The sequence below is a fragment of the Pseudomonas sp. SWRI92 genome (genome assembly GCF_014268685.1).
Taxonomy (GTDB): domain Bacteria; phylum Pseudomonadota; class Gammaproteobacteria; order Pseudomonadales; family Pseudomonadaceae; genus Aquipseudomonas; species Aquipseudomonas marvdashtae.
The window spans coordinates 1-13,619 of the sequence record NZ_JABWQY010000005.1 but is presented as its reverse complement, the minus strand read 5'-3'; the positions used below and the strand labels follow the sequence as shown (position 1 = coordinate 13,619).

The 13,619-nt window shown below is 58.4% G+C and carries 13 protein-coding genes and 1 pseudogene; 2 read left to right on the top strand and 12 right to left on the bottom strand.

Features of this window, described 5'->3' with window-relative positions:
- Nucleotides 1-5 precede the first annotated feature (5 nt).
- The gene (locus tag HU762_RS10605) at nt 6-1,613 is read right to left on the bottom strand and encodes a carboxyl transferase domain-containing protein (protein ID WP_186636317.1); all 1,608 of its coding nucleotides are present in this window, start codon (nt 1,611-1,613) and stop codon (nt 6-8) included.
- Nucleotides 1,614-1,624: 11 nt separating this feature from the next.
- Entirely contained in the window at nt 1,625-2,788 is a 1,164-nt protein-coding gene (locus tag HU762_RS10600; RefSeq protein ID WP_186636315.1) for an isovaleryl-CoA dehydrogenase, read from the bottom strand.
- Nucleotides 2,789-2,990: 202 nt separating this feature from the next.
- On the opposite strand from HU762_RS10600, the pseudogene HU762_RS26985 reads away from it, so the two are divergent.
- Nucleotides 2,991-3,242 (top strand): annotated as a pseudogene (locus HU762_RS26985) (hypothetical protein); the annotation flags it as partial.
- Nucleotides 3,243-3,543: 301 nt separating this feature from the next.
- On the opposite strand, the gene HU762_RS10595 reads toward HU762_RS26985, so the two are convergent.
- The 3 genes from HU762_RS10595 to HU762_RS10585 all read right to left on the bottom strand — a co-directional run bounded on the left by HU762_RS10595 (nt 3,544) and on the right by HU762_RS10585 (nt 5,937).
- The gene (locus tag HU762_RS10595; RefSeq protein WP_186636313.1) at nt 3,544-4,443 is read right to left on the bottom strand and encodes a hydroxymethylglutaryl-CoA lyase; all 900 of its coding nucleotides are present in this window, start codon (nt 4,441-4,443) and stop codon (nt 3,544-3,546) included.
- A 57-nt stretch (nt 4,444-4,500) separates the two neighbouring features.
- Complete coding sequence (locus HU762_RS10590) at nt 4,501-4,902, bottom strand: MerR family DNA-binding transcriptional regulator (protein WP_186609729.1); 402 nt, start codon at nt 4,900-4,902, stop codon at nt 4,501-4,503.
- A gap of 102 nt (nt 4,903-5,004) precedes the next feature.
- Nucleotides 5,005-5,937: a LysR family transcriptional regulator gene (locus tag HU762_RS10585; RefSeq protein ID WP_186636312.1), complete on the bottom strand. Its 933-nt coding sequence runs from the start codon at nt 5,935-5,937 to the stop codon at nt 5,005-5,007.
- Between the two features lie 178 nt (nt 5,938-6,115).
- Between HU762_RS10585 and HU762_RS10580 the strand changes: the two genes are divergently transcribed.
- The gene (locus HU762_RS10580) at nt 6,116-7,345 is read left to right on the top strand and encodes an acyl-CoA dehydrogenase (RefSeq protein ID WP_186609727.1); all 1,230 of its coding nucleotides are present in this window, start codon (nt 6,116-6,118) and stop codon (nt 7,343-7,345) included.
- Nucleotides 7,346-7,425: 80 nt separating this feature from the next.
- On the opposite strand, the gene HU762_RS10575 is transcribed toward HU762_RS10580, so the two are convergent.
- The 7 genes from HU762_RS10575 to HU762_RS10545 form a co-directional block, all read right to left on the bottom strand.
- Nucleotides 7,426-8,295, bottom strand: a complete 870-nt coding sequence (locus HU762_RS10575; protein WP_186636310.1) for an oxaloacetate decarboxylase — start codon at nt 8,293-8,295, stop codon at nt 7,426-7,428.
- 188 nt (nt 8,296-8,483) lie between these two features.
- Nucleotides 8,484-8,672, bottom strand: a complete 189-nt coding sequence (locus HU762_RS10570; protein WP_186636303.1) for a hypothetical protein — start codon at nt 8,670-8,672, stop codon at nt 8,484-8,486.
- On the bottom strand, nt 8,659-9,348 hold the full coding sequence (locus tag HU762_RS10565; protein WP_186636300.1) for a transposase: 690 nt from the start codon (nt 9,346-9,348) through the stop codon (nt 8,659-8,661). Before HU762_RS10565 ends, HU762_RS10570 begins: the two co-directional genes overlap by 14 nt.
- Nucleotides 9,345-10,049 carry a hypothetical protein gene (locus HU762_RS10560; RefSeq protein ID WP_225923584.1) on the bottom strand — a complete coding sequence of 235 codons (705 nt, stop codon included), beginning with the start codon at nt 10,047-10,049 and terminating at the stop codon, nt 9,345-9,347. The genes HU762_RS10565 and HU762_RS10560 overlap by 4 nt, the downstream gene beginning before the upstream one ends.
- Nucleotides 10,050-10,278: 229 nt before the next feature.
- Nucleotides 10,279-11,313, bottom strand: coding sequence for an arginine N-succinyltransferase (gene astA, locus HU762_RS10555; protein ID WP_186636294.1), 1,035 nt, complete (start codon nt 11,311-11,313; stop codon nt 10,279-10,281).
- A gap of 61 nt (nt 11,314-11,374) precedes the next feature.
- Nucleotides 11,375-12,391, bottom strand: coding sequence for an arginine N-succinyltransferase (locus tag HU762_RS10550; RefSeq protein WP_186636291.1), 1,017 nt, complete (start codon nt 12,389-12,391; stop codon nt 11,375-11,377).
- 105 nt (nt 12,392-12,496) lie between these two features.
- Nucleotides 12,497-13,249 (bottom strand): N-formylglutamate amidohydrolase, encoded by a 753-nt coding sequence (locus HU762_RS10545; protein WP_186636289.1) that lies wholly within the window; start codon nt 13,247-13,249, stop codon nt 12,497-12,499.
- Between the last annotated feature and the right edge of the window lie 370 nt (nt 13,250-13,619).

Here is a 13,619-nt window from a genome sequence, read left to right as displayed (position 1 = left end):
CCCGGTTACATCCGGAACACGCCGAAGCGGCTCGGTTCGATGGGTGCGTTCAGCGACGCGGACAAGGCCAGGCCCAGCACATCGCGGGTTTGCGCTGGGTCGATGACGCCGTCGTCCCACAGCCGTGCGCTGGAATAGTAGGGATGCCCTTGTTCTTCGTACTGGTCGAGAATCGGTTGCTTGATCTCGGTTTCCTGGGAGGCGCTGAATGACTGGCCGCTGCGTTCGGCCTGCTCACGCTTGACCTGTACCAGCACGCCGGCCGCCTGTTCGGCGCCCATTACGCCGATTCGTGCGTTCGGCCACATCCACAAGAAGCGCGGATCATAGGCGCGTCCGCACATGCCGTAGTTACCCGCGCCGAAACTGCCACCGATGATCACGGTGAATTTCGGTACCCGGGCACAGGCCACGGCGGTGACCAGTTTCGCACCGTGCTTGGCGATGCCGCCGGCTTCGTATTTCTGGCCGACCATGAAACCGGTGATGTTTTGCAGGAACAGCAGCGGTATCCCGCGCTGACAAGCCAGTTCGATGAAGTGCGCGCCTTTCTGCGCAGCCTCGGCGAACAGGATGCCGTTATTGGCCAGGATCGCGACGGGGTAACCGTGCAAGTGGGCGAAGCCGCACACCAGGGTCGTTCCGAACAGTGCCTTGAATTCATCGAACACCGAACCGTCCACCAGTCGCGCGATGACCTCGCGGACATCGAACGGCTGCTTGGCGTCGGCCGATACCACGCCGTACAGCTCGTCGCTCGAATACAGCGGGGCGATGGGCGTGCGTTGCTGCACATCGCCAAGCTTGCGCCAGTTGAGGTTGGCCACGCTGCGGCGGGCCAGCGCCAGGGCGTGTTCATCGCTGTCGGCGTAATGGTCGGCGACGCCGGAAATCTTGCAGTGCACATCGGCACCGCCCAAGTCCTCGGCGCTGACCACCTCGCCAGTCGCCGCTTTTACCAACGGTGGGCCGGCAAGAAAGATCGTCGCCTGCTGGCGGACCATGATCGCCTCGTCGGCCATCGCTGGCACGTAGGCGCCACCGGCGGTGCAGGAGCCCATGACCACGGCAATCTGCGGGATGCCTTGGGCACTCATGTTGGCTTGGTTGAAGAAGATCCGGCCAAAATGCTCGCGGTCCGGGAACACTTCGTCCTGGCGTGGCAGGTTGGCGCCGCCGGAATCAACCAAATAAATGCACGGCAGGCGATTTTGCTGGGCGATGGTCTGGGCGCGCAGGTGTTTTTTCACCGTCAACGGATAGTAGGAGCCACCTTTGACCGTCGCATCGTTGGCGACAATCATGCATTCGATGCCTTCCACGCGGCCGATGCCGGCGATCACGCCAGCAGCCGGGACGTCTTCGCCATACACCTCGTAGGCCGCCAACGGACTGATTTCGAGAAAGGGTGAACCCGGGTCCAGCAAGCGGTTGATGCGTTCGCGCGGCAGTAGCTTGCCCCGGGAGGTATGCCGTTCCTGCGCCTTGGGGCCGCCGCCTTGCTGGACGTGCGCGAGCAAGGTGCGCAGCGCCTCGACCTGTCCGAGCATGGCATCGCGGTTGGCGATGAACTCCGGCGAGCGTGGATTGAGCTGAGTGTGCAGCGTGGCCATGGTCAGCTCCGTTAGCGGGTTTCGTTGAACAGTTCGCGACCGATCAGCATCCGACGAATCTCACTGGTGCCGGCACCGATTTCATACAGCTTGGCGTCACGCAGCAATCGCCCGGCCGGGAACTCATTGATATAGCCGTTACCGCCCAGGATCTGGATCGCGTCGAGGGCCATTTGCGTGGCGCGTTCGGCGCTGTAGAGGATCACCCCGGCGGCGTCCTTGCGGGTGGTTTCACCGCGTTCGCAGGCCTGGGCCACCGCATAGAGATACGCGCGGCTGGCGTTGAGCTGGGTGTACATGTCGGCGACTTTGCCCTGGATCAGCTGGAATTCGCCAATGCTCTGGCCGAACTGCTTGCGGTCATGGATGTAGGGCACGATCAGGTCCATACAGGCCTGCATGATGCCGGTTGGGCCGCCGGACAGGACCACGCGTTCATAATCGAGACCGCTCATGAGGACTTTCACACCGCCGTTGAGCACGCCGAGGATGTTCTCTTCCGGCACCTCGACGTCATCGAAAAACAGCTCGCAGGTGTTGGAGCCGCGCATGCCGAGCTTGTCGAACTTGTTGCTTCGGCTGAAGCCTTTCCAATCGCGCTCGACGATGAAGGCTGTGATGCCATGGGCGCCTTTCTCCAGGTCGGTCTTGGCGTAGATCACGTAGGTGTTGGCGTCGGGGCCGTTGGTGATCCAGGTCTTGCTGCCGTTGAGCACGTAGCGATCGCCGCGTTTGTCGGCCCGCAGTTTCATCGAGACGACGTCGGAGCCGGCGTTCGGTTCGCTCATCGCCAATGCGCCGACGTGTTCGCCGCTGATGAGCTTGGGCAGGTATTTGCTCTTCTGCTCATGGTTGCCGTTGCGGTTGATCTGGTTGACGCAAAGATTGGAGTGAGCGCCATAGGAGAGGGCGACCGAGGCCGAGCCGCGGCTGATTTCTTCCATGGCGACCACATGAGCCAGGTAGCCCAGGCCGGCGCCACCGTATTCTTCAGCTACGGTGATGCCCAGCAAGCCCATGTCACCGAATTTGCGCCACATATCGGCGGGAAACAGATTGTCGATATCGATCTGCGCCGCCCGAGGCGCCAGCTCTGCCTTGACGAAGGATTGCACTTGATCGCGCAACATATCGATGGTTTCGCCGAGGGCAAAATTCAGGGATGGGTAGCTCATGGGGCACCTTTTTGGCTTATTTATCGGCTGTGGAAGGTCGTAGGACCGTTCTCACCTTTACGTTAACGTAAGCGTGGGATGAAGAGCTGTCAATGCTCTTTACGTTAACGTCAACTTGAGCCAGATTAGGTACGCTTAGTTATAGGGGGAGAAACTTGGGCCTGACCGAAAACGATCGGCTCTGGAATAGGCTGGCTGGCACATTGCAAATCCAAATACGGAAAAGCACAAAGGGGAGCCGAAGCTCCCCTTTAATTTTGTCGTCGCGTGCTCTTTTTTTATTATTGAGGGGCGGCCTGTTGTTGTTTTTGGTAGCCGTGACCCTTTACCGCTGTTTTGGCGATCCCCATCCGGGATCAAGAGCAAACGTATTTTTTTGAGCGCTGACCTGCTTTTTCGCCTGGCGATCCAACCGATTCGGGAGCTACCTGAAGGTAGTTTTATTGTTCTCTGCCCGGTTGCGGGTTGCTCCTGGAAGCACCCTGAAAAGCACATCTTCTCCAAAAAAATCTGTTAGCTGCGTCTCTGCCGTGTTGTTCTTGTTATGTCAGAGTCGTTTCGTCTTGTTTTTATTGGGTGTGTCGCTTTTTTTTATTTTTGTTGTGCAAGAGATATAGCAGGTGCCGTGCCAACTTTTAAAAACCTATATAAATCAATGGAATATGGATTTTCACTGAAAAAGCTGGCACGCCAAACCTGACAAATTGTTTCCGTGTTACTCGTTTCGCGCCCGTTACAAGCGGGGCGGTAACACCTCACTGTGCCAGCCGAGCCTTGGCGACGCGCGAACCGGTCGGGCGACCTAGCACCTCACAGATCTGTCGGCCCGCGGCGATCAAGGCGTCCAGGTTGATACCGGTCTCGATGCCCAAGCCATTGAGCAGGTACAGCACGTCTTCCGTCGCAACGTTACCGCTGGCTCCCTTGGCATATGGGCAGCCGCCCAAGCCGGCAATGGAGCTGTCGAACACTGCAATGCCCTCCAGGAGGCTGGCGTAGACGTTGGCCATCGCCTGGCCGTAGGTGTCGTGGAAATGTCCCGCCAGTTTTTCCCGCGGCACGTGCGCTGAAACCACTTCGAACATCCTGCGCGTTGCGCCAGCGGTACCGGTGCCGATGGTGTCGCCCAGGGACACTTCGTAGCAGCCCATGGCGTATAGCTCCCTGGCAACCCAGGCCACTTGCTCTGGCTTGACCTCGCCCTCGTAAGGGCAGCCCAGCACGCACGACACGTAACCGCGCACGCTGATGCCGTTGCGTTTCGCCGCTTCCATGATCGGGGCGAAGCGCTCCAGGCTTTCCTTGATAGAGCAATTGATGTTGCGCTGGGAGAACGCTTCGGATGCCGCGGCGAATACCGCCACTTCCTTGACCCCGGCCGCGAGCGCGTCCTCGAAACCGCGCAGGTTTGGCGCGAGGGCGCCATAGGTGACACCGGGCTTGCGTTGGATTTGCGCAAACACTTCGGCGGAGCCGGCCATCTGCGGTACCCATTTGGGCGAAACAAAACTGCCGACCTCGATGTAACCAAGGCCGGCAGCGCTCAGTGCGTCCACCAGGCGCACCTTGTCGACGACGCTGATGGGCTGTGCTTCATTTTGCAACCCGTCGCGAGGGCCGACCTCGATCAGGCGTACAAAGGAGGGAAGGGACATGGCGATTGACCTGTTAGTGAAGGGCGATATTTCGCTGCGGCAGCGGGCTTGGCGACGTTATTGGACGCTTTCCTCGCCCTTGATCGTCTGCTCCAGCGCCTGGATGCAGCGTTCTTCGGCGGTGTCGAGTTCCAGCTTCATCTGTTCGATGTCCAGCAGTTGTTGTTCGAGTTGTTCCCGGCGCTCGACGATTTTCGCCAGCATGCTGTGCAACTGTTTCTGATTGCCGCTGCTGGGGTCGTAGAGTTCGATCAACTCACGGCACTCGGCTAGGGAAAACCCGATACGCTTGCCCCGCAGAATCAGCTTCAGGCTGACTTTATCCCGAGGCGAATAGATGCGCTCCTGGCCACGCCGTTCCGGGCTCAACAGGCCTTGTTCTTCATAGAAGCGGATGGCGCGGGTGGTGATGTCCAATTCGCGGGCGAGGTCGGAGATGCTGTAGGTCTGGCTGCTCATGGAAGCGCTCGAAACGAAAGAGGTTGGCGCTAAGCTAATGGCAGCTTGACGTTCACGTCAAGCTGCGGGGCTTGCTCGCGAACGTTTACGCCGTCTATCGCTTCACACCACTTTGTCGAGCTTCTTCTCATGGGCCGTGACTTGCTGGCACAGTTCGATCATCTGCTCGCGCATCCAACGGTTCGCCGGGTCCTGGTCAGTACTTTCGTGCCAGTAGAGGTGGGTTTCCACTGGCGGTACGTCGTTGACCGGAAGCAGGAAGGCATGCAAGTCGTGACGGCGAGAAAAGCGCTCGGGAACCGTCATGACCATGTCGGTCTGCTGGAGCACTTGGGACGCCATTAGATAATGCTGCGAGCGCAGGGCGATCTTGCGCTGGATGCCCATTTTGCCCAAGGCCAGGTCGACATAGCCCAAACCGTTGCGGCGGCTGGAAATGTGCACGTGGGTTTGGGCCAGGTAATCGTCGAGGCTGATTTTATCTTTGCCTGCCAACGGGTGGCCCTTGCGCATGGCGCAGACATAGCGGTCTTCCATCAGCTTGACGTGCCGCACCTGTGGGTCGGTATTAAGCGGCGCGTCGACCGCGAAGTCCAGGCGGCCGGCGGCCAGTTCCTTAGTGGTTTCACGGCGCTTGGAGAGGAAACTTTCGATGGCCACGGTCGGCGCCAGGCGGCGCAGGCGCTGGAACAACGGGGGCAGGATCACGCCTTCGGTGAGGTCGGTCATGCTGATGCGGTAAGTCTTGACGGCCTGCAAAGGGTTGAAGATCCGGCTTTCCTGCACCGACACCCGCAGCAGCGACAGGGCGTTGCGCACCGGCCCGATAATATTCTGCGCCATCGGCGTAGGCACCATGCCTTGGGCGGTGCGCACGAACAGCGGGTCGTTGAAGGTCTCGCGCAAACGCGCCAGGGCATTGGACACCGCCGGCTGAGTGATGCCAACGATCTGCCCGGCGCGGGTCAGGTTGGCTTCGGTGTAGATCGCATCGAAAACAATGAAAAGGTTAAGGTCGACCTTGCTCAGATTCATGGCGCTGCACTCTTATTCTTGGGCTTGTTATGAGGTGCCGGGTGGCAATGCGAATCAGTGAAACATATATCGGTGATGAATGTTAATACACGCCGAGAATAGGTTAGGTAAATTTTCGTAGCTGAACTAGCATCGATTTCATGACCTAAAAACAACCTCTGCCAAGAAGGTGCTGCCCATGGATTTTGCCTATTCCCCCAAGGTTCAGGAACTGCGTGAACGCGTCACGGCGTTCATGGATGCCTATGTCTACCCGGCTGAAGCCGTGTTCGAACGGCAAGTGGCTGAAGGCGACCGTTGGCAGCCCACTGCGATCATGGAGGAACTCAAGGCGAAGGCTCGGGCCGAGGGGCTGTGGAATCTTTTCCTGCCGGAGTCCGAGCTGGGGGCCGGCCTGACCAATCTGGAATACGCGCCGCTGGCAGAAATCATGGGACGTTCGTTGCTGGGGCCGGAGCCGTTCAACTGTTCGGCGCCGGACACCGGCAATATGGAAGTGCTGGTGCGTTATGCCAACGAAGAACAAAAGCAGCGCTGGCTCGAGCCGCTGCTACGGGGCGAGATTCGTTCGGCTTTCGCCATGACCGAACCGGACGTCGCCTCTTCTGACGCCACCAACATGGCCGCCCGTGCGGAGCGCGACGGCGACCAGTGGGTGATCAATGGCAAGAAGTGGTGGACATCAGGTGCTTGCGATCCACGCTGTAAAATCCTCATCTTCATGGGCCTGAGCAATCCCGACGCACCGCGGCACGCCCAGCACTCGATGATCCTGGTACCCGTTGATACCCCAGGGGTGAAAATCGTCCGGCCGCTGCCGGTGTTTGGTTATGACGATGCGCCCCACGGTCACGCCGAAGTGCTGTTTGATAACGTGCGGGTTCCGTATGAAAACGTCCTGCTGGGCGAGGGGCGCGGCTTTGAAATCGCCCAAGGTCGCCTGGGCCCGGGTCGGATTCATCACTGCATGCGTTCCATCGGCATGGCCGAACGGGCGTTGGAATTGATGTGCCAGCGCGCCATCAGTCGTACGGCCTTCGGCAAACCACTGGCGCGCCTGGGGGGCAACATCGACAAAATTGCCGATTCGCGGATGGAGATCGACATGGCTCGCCTGTTGACCTTGAAAGCGGCTTACATGATGGACACTGCAGGTAATAAAGTGGCGAAGAGCGAAATCGCCCAGATCAAAGTCGTTGCGCCGAACGTCGCCTTGAAGGTAATCGACCGGGCGATCCAGATCCACGGCGGCGCTGGGGTTTCCAACGATTTCCCGTTGGCCTATATGTACGCCATGCAACGCACCCTGCGCCTGGCCGACGGTCCGGATGAAGTCCACCGCGCCGCCATCGGCAAGTTCGAGATCGGCAAGTACGTGCCCAAGGAAATGCTCCGCAGCGGGCAGTGAGGATCACTTCAATCTGCCTACGCCATCACGAGCCTGCTCGCGATGGCGTACTTGCATGACCTACCGGCCAATGGTCGACCTTACTCCTTGACGCTCATGTATTCCTCGGCCCAGCGGATGTATTCCTCTGGCTGGGTGTAGGTGTGGGTCAGTTCGGTGGCGCTGAGGTCCGAAGCCTGCGTGAAGATCTGCCGCTGTTCCCGCAAGCTGTCATAGGTGGCCTTGATCGCGGCAAAATAGGCGCCGTGGCCATCGATGGTGACGCGTACGCCCAGCTCGGCCAGACGTTTGTCGTCGCGCAACAGCGGGTTTCCGTAAGTGACCAGCATCAATGGCACGCTCAGGTTCTCGCTGATCTTTTCCAGGTGCTCGAAGTCCTGCACGCCCACCATGCAAATCCCGTCAGCGCCAGCGCGTTCGTATTGCTGGGTGCGGCTGATGATTTCCTGGACTGGCAGGATCCCGGCGTTGGTGCGGGCGATGATCGCCATTTCCGAATCGACTCTCGCTTCCAGCGCCGCGCGGATCTTGCCGACGCCTTCGGCCACGCTGATCAGGTCAGTGGATTTGCGGCCAAATTGCGCCGGGAGCAAGGTGTCTTCAATCGTCAACGCAGCTACGCCGGCACGTTCAAGTTCGATGATGGTGCGCATCACGTTGAGCGCGTTGCCATAGCCATGGTCGGCGTCGGCAATCACCGGCAGTTGAGCCACGCGACCGATGCGGGTGGCCTGTTCGGCGAACTCGCTGAGGGTGATCAAGGCAAAGTCCGGCGCGCCCAGTACCTGCAATGACGCGACTGAGCCGCCCAGGATACCCACTTCAAAACCCAGGTCGGCGGCAATGCGCGCCGACATCGGATCAAACACCGAGGCGGTGTGGTAGCACGTTTGGGAAGCCAGCAGGTGGCGAAAGTTACGACGCAAATCTTGATGGGAAAGCCTGGACATGTGAGTTCCACCAATGGGAATGGAAGGGCTTGAGCAAAGATGTCAACGCCGAATGTCCAAAGGCTATCACGTAGCAGGCGAAAAGATGATGACGAATGCGCATGGGCCATGTTTCCGGCGCATCGAAAAAAAGGCCGCAAGCCCTGGGAGGCCTACAGCCTGGAAAAATGCCTTTTACTTACCTGTCATCAATCTTGAGTCGGTTCGCCCCAGATCTTCTTGATCTCATGGATGTTTGCGACGTTGAAGCGAAGTGTCCATTCCGGTAGCTGGCACGGAGCCTCACTCCGTAGCTTTGTCGCAGTATCAACCACATTAGTACCCGCTCGCAGCAAAGGCGCTGCGTCCCACTCATTAATCAAGTTATTGTTGTTCATGTTTCTTCCTCTTGTTGTTGCCGGGCAGCGACTGGCTGCCTGGGTTTAGTAATAACAGTGTTTCTGCAAACAGCATCATCTCTTGCGCAGCTACGCCGGGGTAAAGCGGCGTGTAATGTTCATCGAAACACCAGGACTCGTCGGCCCTGACTGAATCTTCAGGATGAATGAGTAAACTGAGCGATGCGGACATGGACTGCGGCGCAAGTTGTCTATGGATTTCTCGTAATGCGGGCATGTACAGCACTTCGCCCGGTGCAAGTTTGACCGTGCGTTCTTTTCCCAGTCGAGGGGCGTGGCCAGCTTGCAATGGCAGATCATCCAATATTTCCCGAACGATGCTTGTATAACCATCACCGCTGTAGCCGACAGCGTACATTTCAAAGTCATGACTATGGTTCAGGCCATAGATAAATGTTTCGCTTTCGTCGTATGTATCGACCGGCGACCAAAACCCCAGGCGGAGGGTAAATTCGTTATTGCTGTGCAAGACAAACGCATAAGCGTTGTACAGGCTGCTGCGCGTGCTGAAACCGTCCTGCTGGATGGTGGAATATAGATGGTCGCTCAATAAAGAACGGTTTTTTGCCAACTGACGCAGGTCCTCTGCAATCCTGGTTTGGTCTCGCTGGCTATCATATGTGTTCAGGCGCTCGACAAATGTGTTCAGATTCATGCCGTCGCCTCCAAGGGCTGGAGCAGATTATCCAGCCGCGTGTTTCGATGCTTTTTCAGCAGCGGGACGTAGCTCATTGCTTTTTGCCGGTCGGTCCGATAAAGCATCTGGAAGGCTTTCCACGCCACGGCGGGGTGATAGTGGTAAATCAATTCCTCGGCGACCTTGGGCCCATTGGGGTCCTGAATCGTTTCGAGCAGCTCCAGGCTTACCAGGTAACGGGCAGCACTTTCGTCTTGAGGTAGCCAGGCTATCTTGCGCAGCGAGACGCGATCGAACACGCTGATGTCCGCACTTCGGTCCGGCAGATTGATTCTGCCCGCTAGACCACCGTGCTCCCGGTGTCCTTGGCAATAGTCGAATAACGTATCGCGGCCATCGATAATGACTGGGTTCGCTTTATCTATAACTACCTTGTCGGCCTTTCGCAGATGCTGTCCGTCAAGGGTGTACCGTAGAATTTCAAAGGGTCGGTCAAGGGCGAACAAAATGCTCTGCCCAGGCACCGAATACAATGGCGAGCGCGGAGCGTCAAGTGTCAATGTCTTGATGCTTATATTGCCAATACTGGTGCAGTGCAATATTAAAGTTGCCGTGTGCAGATTGGTGAAACTCATAATGGCCGCGCGGCGGGATTGCGCAGTGGCAAATTCTGATTGTACGCTCAGGTGGCTGATCAATTGTTTGACTTCAGTCGTCATGTCTAATGTGGCTATTGTTTGCCTGATGCGTTCTGGCGGCATTCTCCTGCTTATTAGATTTTTTATCATGAGCACGTTATTCGTTCAGTTGGAAAGAGTGTTGGAGAGTATGAGTTTTGCGCGGGTGAGGGCAATTAAGGAATTGTCGATAAGTATTGCTTATCAACTGTCTGGCTATTTGGCTTTATGAGGCAAGGCGCTGTTTGAGGGCGAAACAGCTGTGCCAAGGCTAGGCCGCCACGGCATGTCGCCCCTGCTTGAGTAAAGTTACGGCGCGAACCGTGTCGCCCGGTTGCACTTGCAAGCGTTTGGCGGTGACGCGGTCGACGAGCAGGCTTTCGCCGTGCTGGTGCGCCCGGGCGCTGGTGACGCGGCAGTTTTCCAGGCGGCGGTTATGAATCAGCCAGATCGGGGCCTGTTCGTCGGGCGTGCCGATCATCAAGGACAGCGACCGGCTGTCACGCACGCTACGGATCGTCGATACCGGCGCCTCGATCACCGGGCCGGCATCAAAAATATCAACGTATCCCTTATGGACGAAACCTTCGGCGTTGAGGATCCTGAGGGCGGGTTCGGTGTCCGGATGCGCCTTGCCTATTACAGCCTGGGCCTGTTTGGTGAGCAGACACGTATACAACGGTTGACGTGGCATCAACTCGGCGATGAACGATTTGTTGCCCATCCCAGACAACTGATCGGCGCAGCTGAAGTCCTTCTTGAAAAAGTGTCGCCCCAGACTATCCCAAAATGGCGAGCAGCCTTGTTCATCCGCTTGGCCTCGCAGTTCGGCGATCAGCTTTTCTCCAAACAACCGGGAAAATTCGGCGACGAACAGCAGGCGTGCAAGGGACAACAAGCGCCCGTTGTGGCCGCGACGCAGCTCCGGATGGAGGAATAACGAGCAGATTTCCGATTGCCCGGTCATTTCATTGTTGAGGAACAACGTGGGGATTTGCCGTTGGATGCCCAGCTCAGGCGCCGAGCTGACCGTTACACCGACGCGATAGTTGTACCAGGGCTCGCGTAGCCCGACCGCGCCGGTCAGTGCGCTGATGCCCACTACTCGACGGTCATCGTCCTCGAGCACGAACAGGTAGTCAGCGTCGGCCCGCTCGACCTGCCCGGCAAAGGTGCGTTGGGCCCAGCGCACGCGGTGTGCCAGGCGCTCCTCATTGGCCGGCAGGCTGGTAAACCCCGGGCCGGCGCAACGGGCCAGTTCCAGCAGGGCGGGGAGGTCGGTCAGGGCAACCGGGCGAACTATCATGACGTGGCTCCTTCATCATGCCGGGCACGGTCTTGGCACGAGGTACGCAATCGAACGCGTTTCATAGGCTGACCACCCGGACCCGATCGCCTTCTGCGATACCCAGCGCTGCCAGCATGTCAGGGTGCAGGGACACCGGCTCTTCGGCGTTGACGTCCAGCTCGGCAATGATGGCCCGGTAGTTTCCAAGGCCATCATTGCTGACCAGGTAACGACCGCGGGCATCGATCTGCCGGCTCTGTCGCACGATGGCTGAACGGCTGTGGGTAATCGAGCGAATATTGGTTATCCGGGCATGCAGCGTCGGCCCGCCGTCAAAGATGTCCACGTAGCTATTCGTTTCGAAACCCTCGCGCTTTAAAATGTCGAAGGCTTCCTGGCCATCGGGATGCACCCGGCCGATGCAGGCCTGCGCCTCTGGCGGCAGCATGGGGACATAGATCGGATATTGGGGCATCAGTTCGGCGAGAAAGGTACGGCTTTGCAGGCCGCACAGACGTTCGGCTTCGGTGTAGGGCAGATCGAAGAAATGCTGGCCGACGGCGTCCCAGAAGGGCGACTGGCCGTCTTCACTGCTGAAACCGACGATTTCGGTGATTACCGCCTCGGCAAAGCGCCGGGGATGAGCACCAATGAACATCAGCCGGGCCCGGGAGAGCAGCTCCGATTCAGGCGTGCGCACGCGTGCGGCGTCGATGTGGAAACCGCGTAGCAGCGTCTGGCCGTTGAGGTCCTGGCACAACGACAGCGCTGGTACGCCATGCTGGATGTTCAGCTCCCGGGACTCGCTGGAAAACGGCCGGTTGCGCAGGCTGTAGAACGGTTCATCGCAACCGGTAGCGGCGACAATCTCCGAGCAGCCCACCAGGCGGCCTGACGCCAGGTCCTGCAAGACAAAAAAGTAGTTCTCTGCCCCAGGGGCCTGCACATCGGCGTCGAAAGCGGCGCACGAAGTGAGGATTCGGTCCCGCAGGCGATCGGTGTCGTCAGGAAGCGAAGTGACACCTACCAGGCTGTCGCGGGCCAGTTGTTGCAACTGCGGCAAATCGCTTAACTGAACTGGACGTAAGGCCAGCATGGATAGCACTCCTGTTCAAAAGAGCCCGCTGTCAGGTGCCGGGCTTGACGATCACTGTCGATGTCCACGCGTTGTAGCTTGTAGCCGAATTTCATCACCGTCGTGTTATAGCAGCGGAGCGAGATAAGCACTCCAGGTCCGCACTGACTCGGGACTGCGCAACTGGTCATTGCGAACTTCGATCAGCACCGAGTCCAGGCCGCGGCCGTCGCCGTGTACCGGAACTGTCATGTCGCTCAGGGGGCTGACTTTGTAGGGCTGGTTACCGGCCGCCCGCAACGAATGTCGCCCGAGGCCGTCGACGATGCGCTGGGCATAGTCCCTGGCTTCGCCATACAGCACGCCGGCCTCGAGGGCGCGCGGTTGTCCATAGAAAACCGGCGTGAAACTGTGGATACCCACCACTCGCACGGTGCGGTTTTCGCCCAGGCGTTGGTCGATCAAAGCCCGCAATTGATCATGAAATGGATGGAAGAGGCACTGTTGGCGATATTCGCGCGTTGCGTCGTCCAGGGATTGGTTACCGGGAACCTGATAGATCTCGCTTTGTGCCGGAATGCTGTCGGCGACGTGAAGTGGGCGGTTCAGGTCGATCAACAATCGCGAGTAATTAGCCGACAGCAGGGTCGCTCCGAGGGTTTCGGACAGCCGCTCGGCGAGGGCCAAGGCCCCAATGTCCCAGGCAATATGCTCCTGGGCGGCCGTTTCATCCAGGCCCAGCTCGTTCAGCGCGTCTGGGATGAAGCGGCTGGCGTGTTCGCAAACCAGCAGCACGGGGTGCTCGGAGTCTTCCCGGAGCAATCGGAACGCCGGCTTGGTGTACAGACCCCATTCGGTACATTCAATGGATTCACGCATAGTGCTCACAAAGTTTGGCAGGCGACGGTGCCTGGGCCAAGGCCAGCTTCTGGGCCTTCAAGGCGAAACGGGTTTGCACCAACGGACCAGGCACGGATCGATGATCGGGTCTCTGGAGAGAGGATCCATGCTCCTTGCCTGGATAAATACTGGGTTCTTCCGTAACTTCGAAAATAGTATTTGGTTAGCAGGGGCCGCATGTCCAGAGGTTTTTATGATCAGTTTAAAAAGCCCTGAAATTATCCAGAAGCCTTGTAGGGGGTATGACTCACCCACATGGGTTACAAATCAGTTCAAGCACATAGGTAACAGTTATTAACTGGCATGGTCGATTTCGCGAGGATCTGACCATGCCCTGGAAAGAGCTGAA

What these genes read in the sequence shown, in the direction of transcription:
- HU762_RS10560 (WP_225923584.1), bottom strand. Translation starts at nt 10,049, where the DNA reads ATGACGACTGAAGTCAAACAATTGATCAGCCACCTGAGCGTACAATCA.
- HU762_RS10605 (WP_186636317.1), bottom strand. Translation starts at nt 1,613, where the DNA reads ATGGCCACGCTGCACACTCAGCTCAATCCACGCTCGCCGGAGTTCATC.
- HU762_RS10595 (WP_186636313.1), bottom strand. Translation starts at nt 4,443, where the DNA reads ATGTCCCTTCCCTCCTTTGTACGCCTGATCGAGGTCGGCCCTCGCGAC.
- HU762_RS10580 (WP_186609727.1), top strand. Translation starts at nt 6,116, where the DNA reads ATGGATTTTGCCTATTCCCCCAAGGTTCAGGAACTGCGTGAACGCGTC.
- HU762_RS10590 (WP_186609729.1), bottom strand. Translation starts at nt 4,902, where the DNA reads ATGAGCAGCCAGACCTACAGCATCTCCGACCTCGCCCGCGAATTGGAC.
- astA (WP_186636294.1), bottom strand. Translation starts at nt 11,313, where the DNA reads ATGATAGTTCGCCCGGTTGCCCTGACCGACCTCCCCGCCCTGCTGGAA.
- HU762_RS10565 (WP_186636300.1), bottom strand. Translation starts at nt 9,348, where the DNA reads ATGAATCTGAACACATTTGTCGAGCGCCTGAACACATATGATAGCCAG.
- HU762_RS10550 (WP_186636291.1), bottom strand. Translation starts at nt 12,391, where the DNA reads ATGCTGGCCTTACGTCCAGTTCAGTTAAGCGATTTGCCGCAGTTGCAA.
- HU762_RS10545 (WP_186636289.1), bottom strand. Translation starts at nt 13,249, where the DNA reads ATGCGTGAATCCATTGAATGTACCGAATGGGGTCTGTACACCAAGCCG.
- HU762_RS10575 (WP_186636310.1), bottom strand. Translation starts at nt 8,295, where the DNA reads ATGTCCAGGCTTTCCCATCAAGATTTGCGTCGTAACTTTCGCCACCTG.
- HU762_RS10600 (WP_186636315.1), bottom strand. Translation starts at nt 2,788, where the DNA reads ATGAGCTACCCATCCCTGAATTTTGCCCTCGGCGAAACCATCGATATG.
- HU762_RS10570 (WP_186636303.1), bottom strand. Translation starts at nt 8,672, where the DNA reads ATGAACAACAATAACTTGATTAATGAGTGGGACGCAGCGCCTTTGCTG.
- HU762_RS10585 (WP_186636312.1), bottom strand. Translation starts at nt 5,937, where the DNA reads ATGAATCTGAGCAAGGTCGACCTTAACCTTTTCATTGTTTTCGATGCG.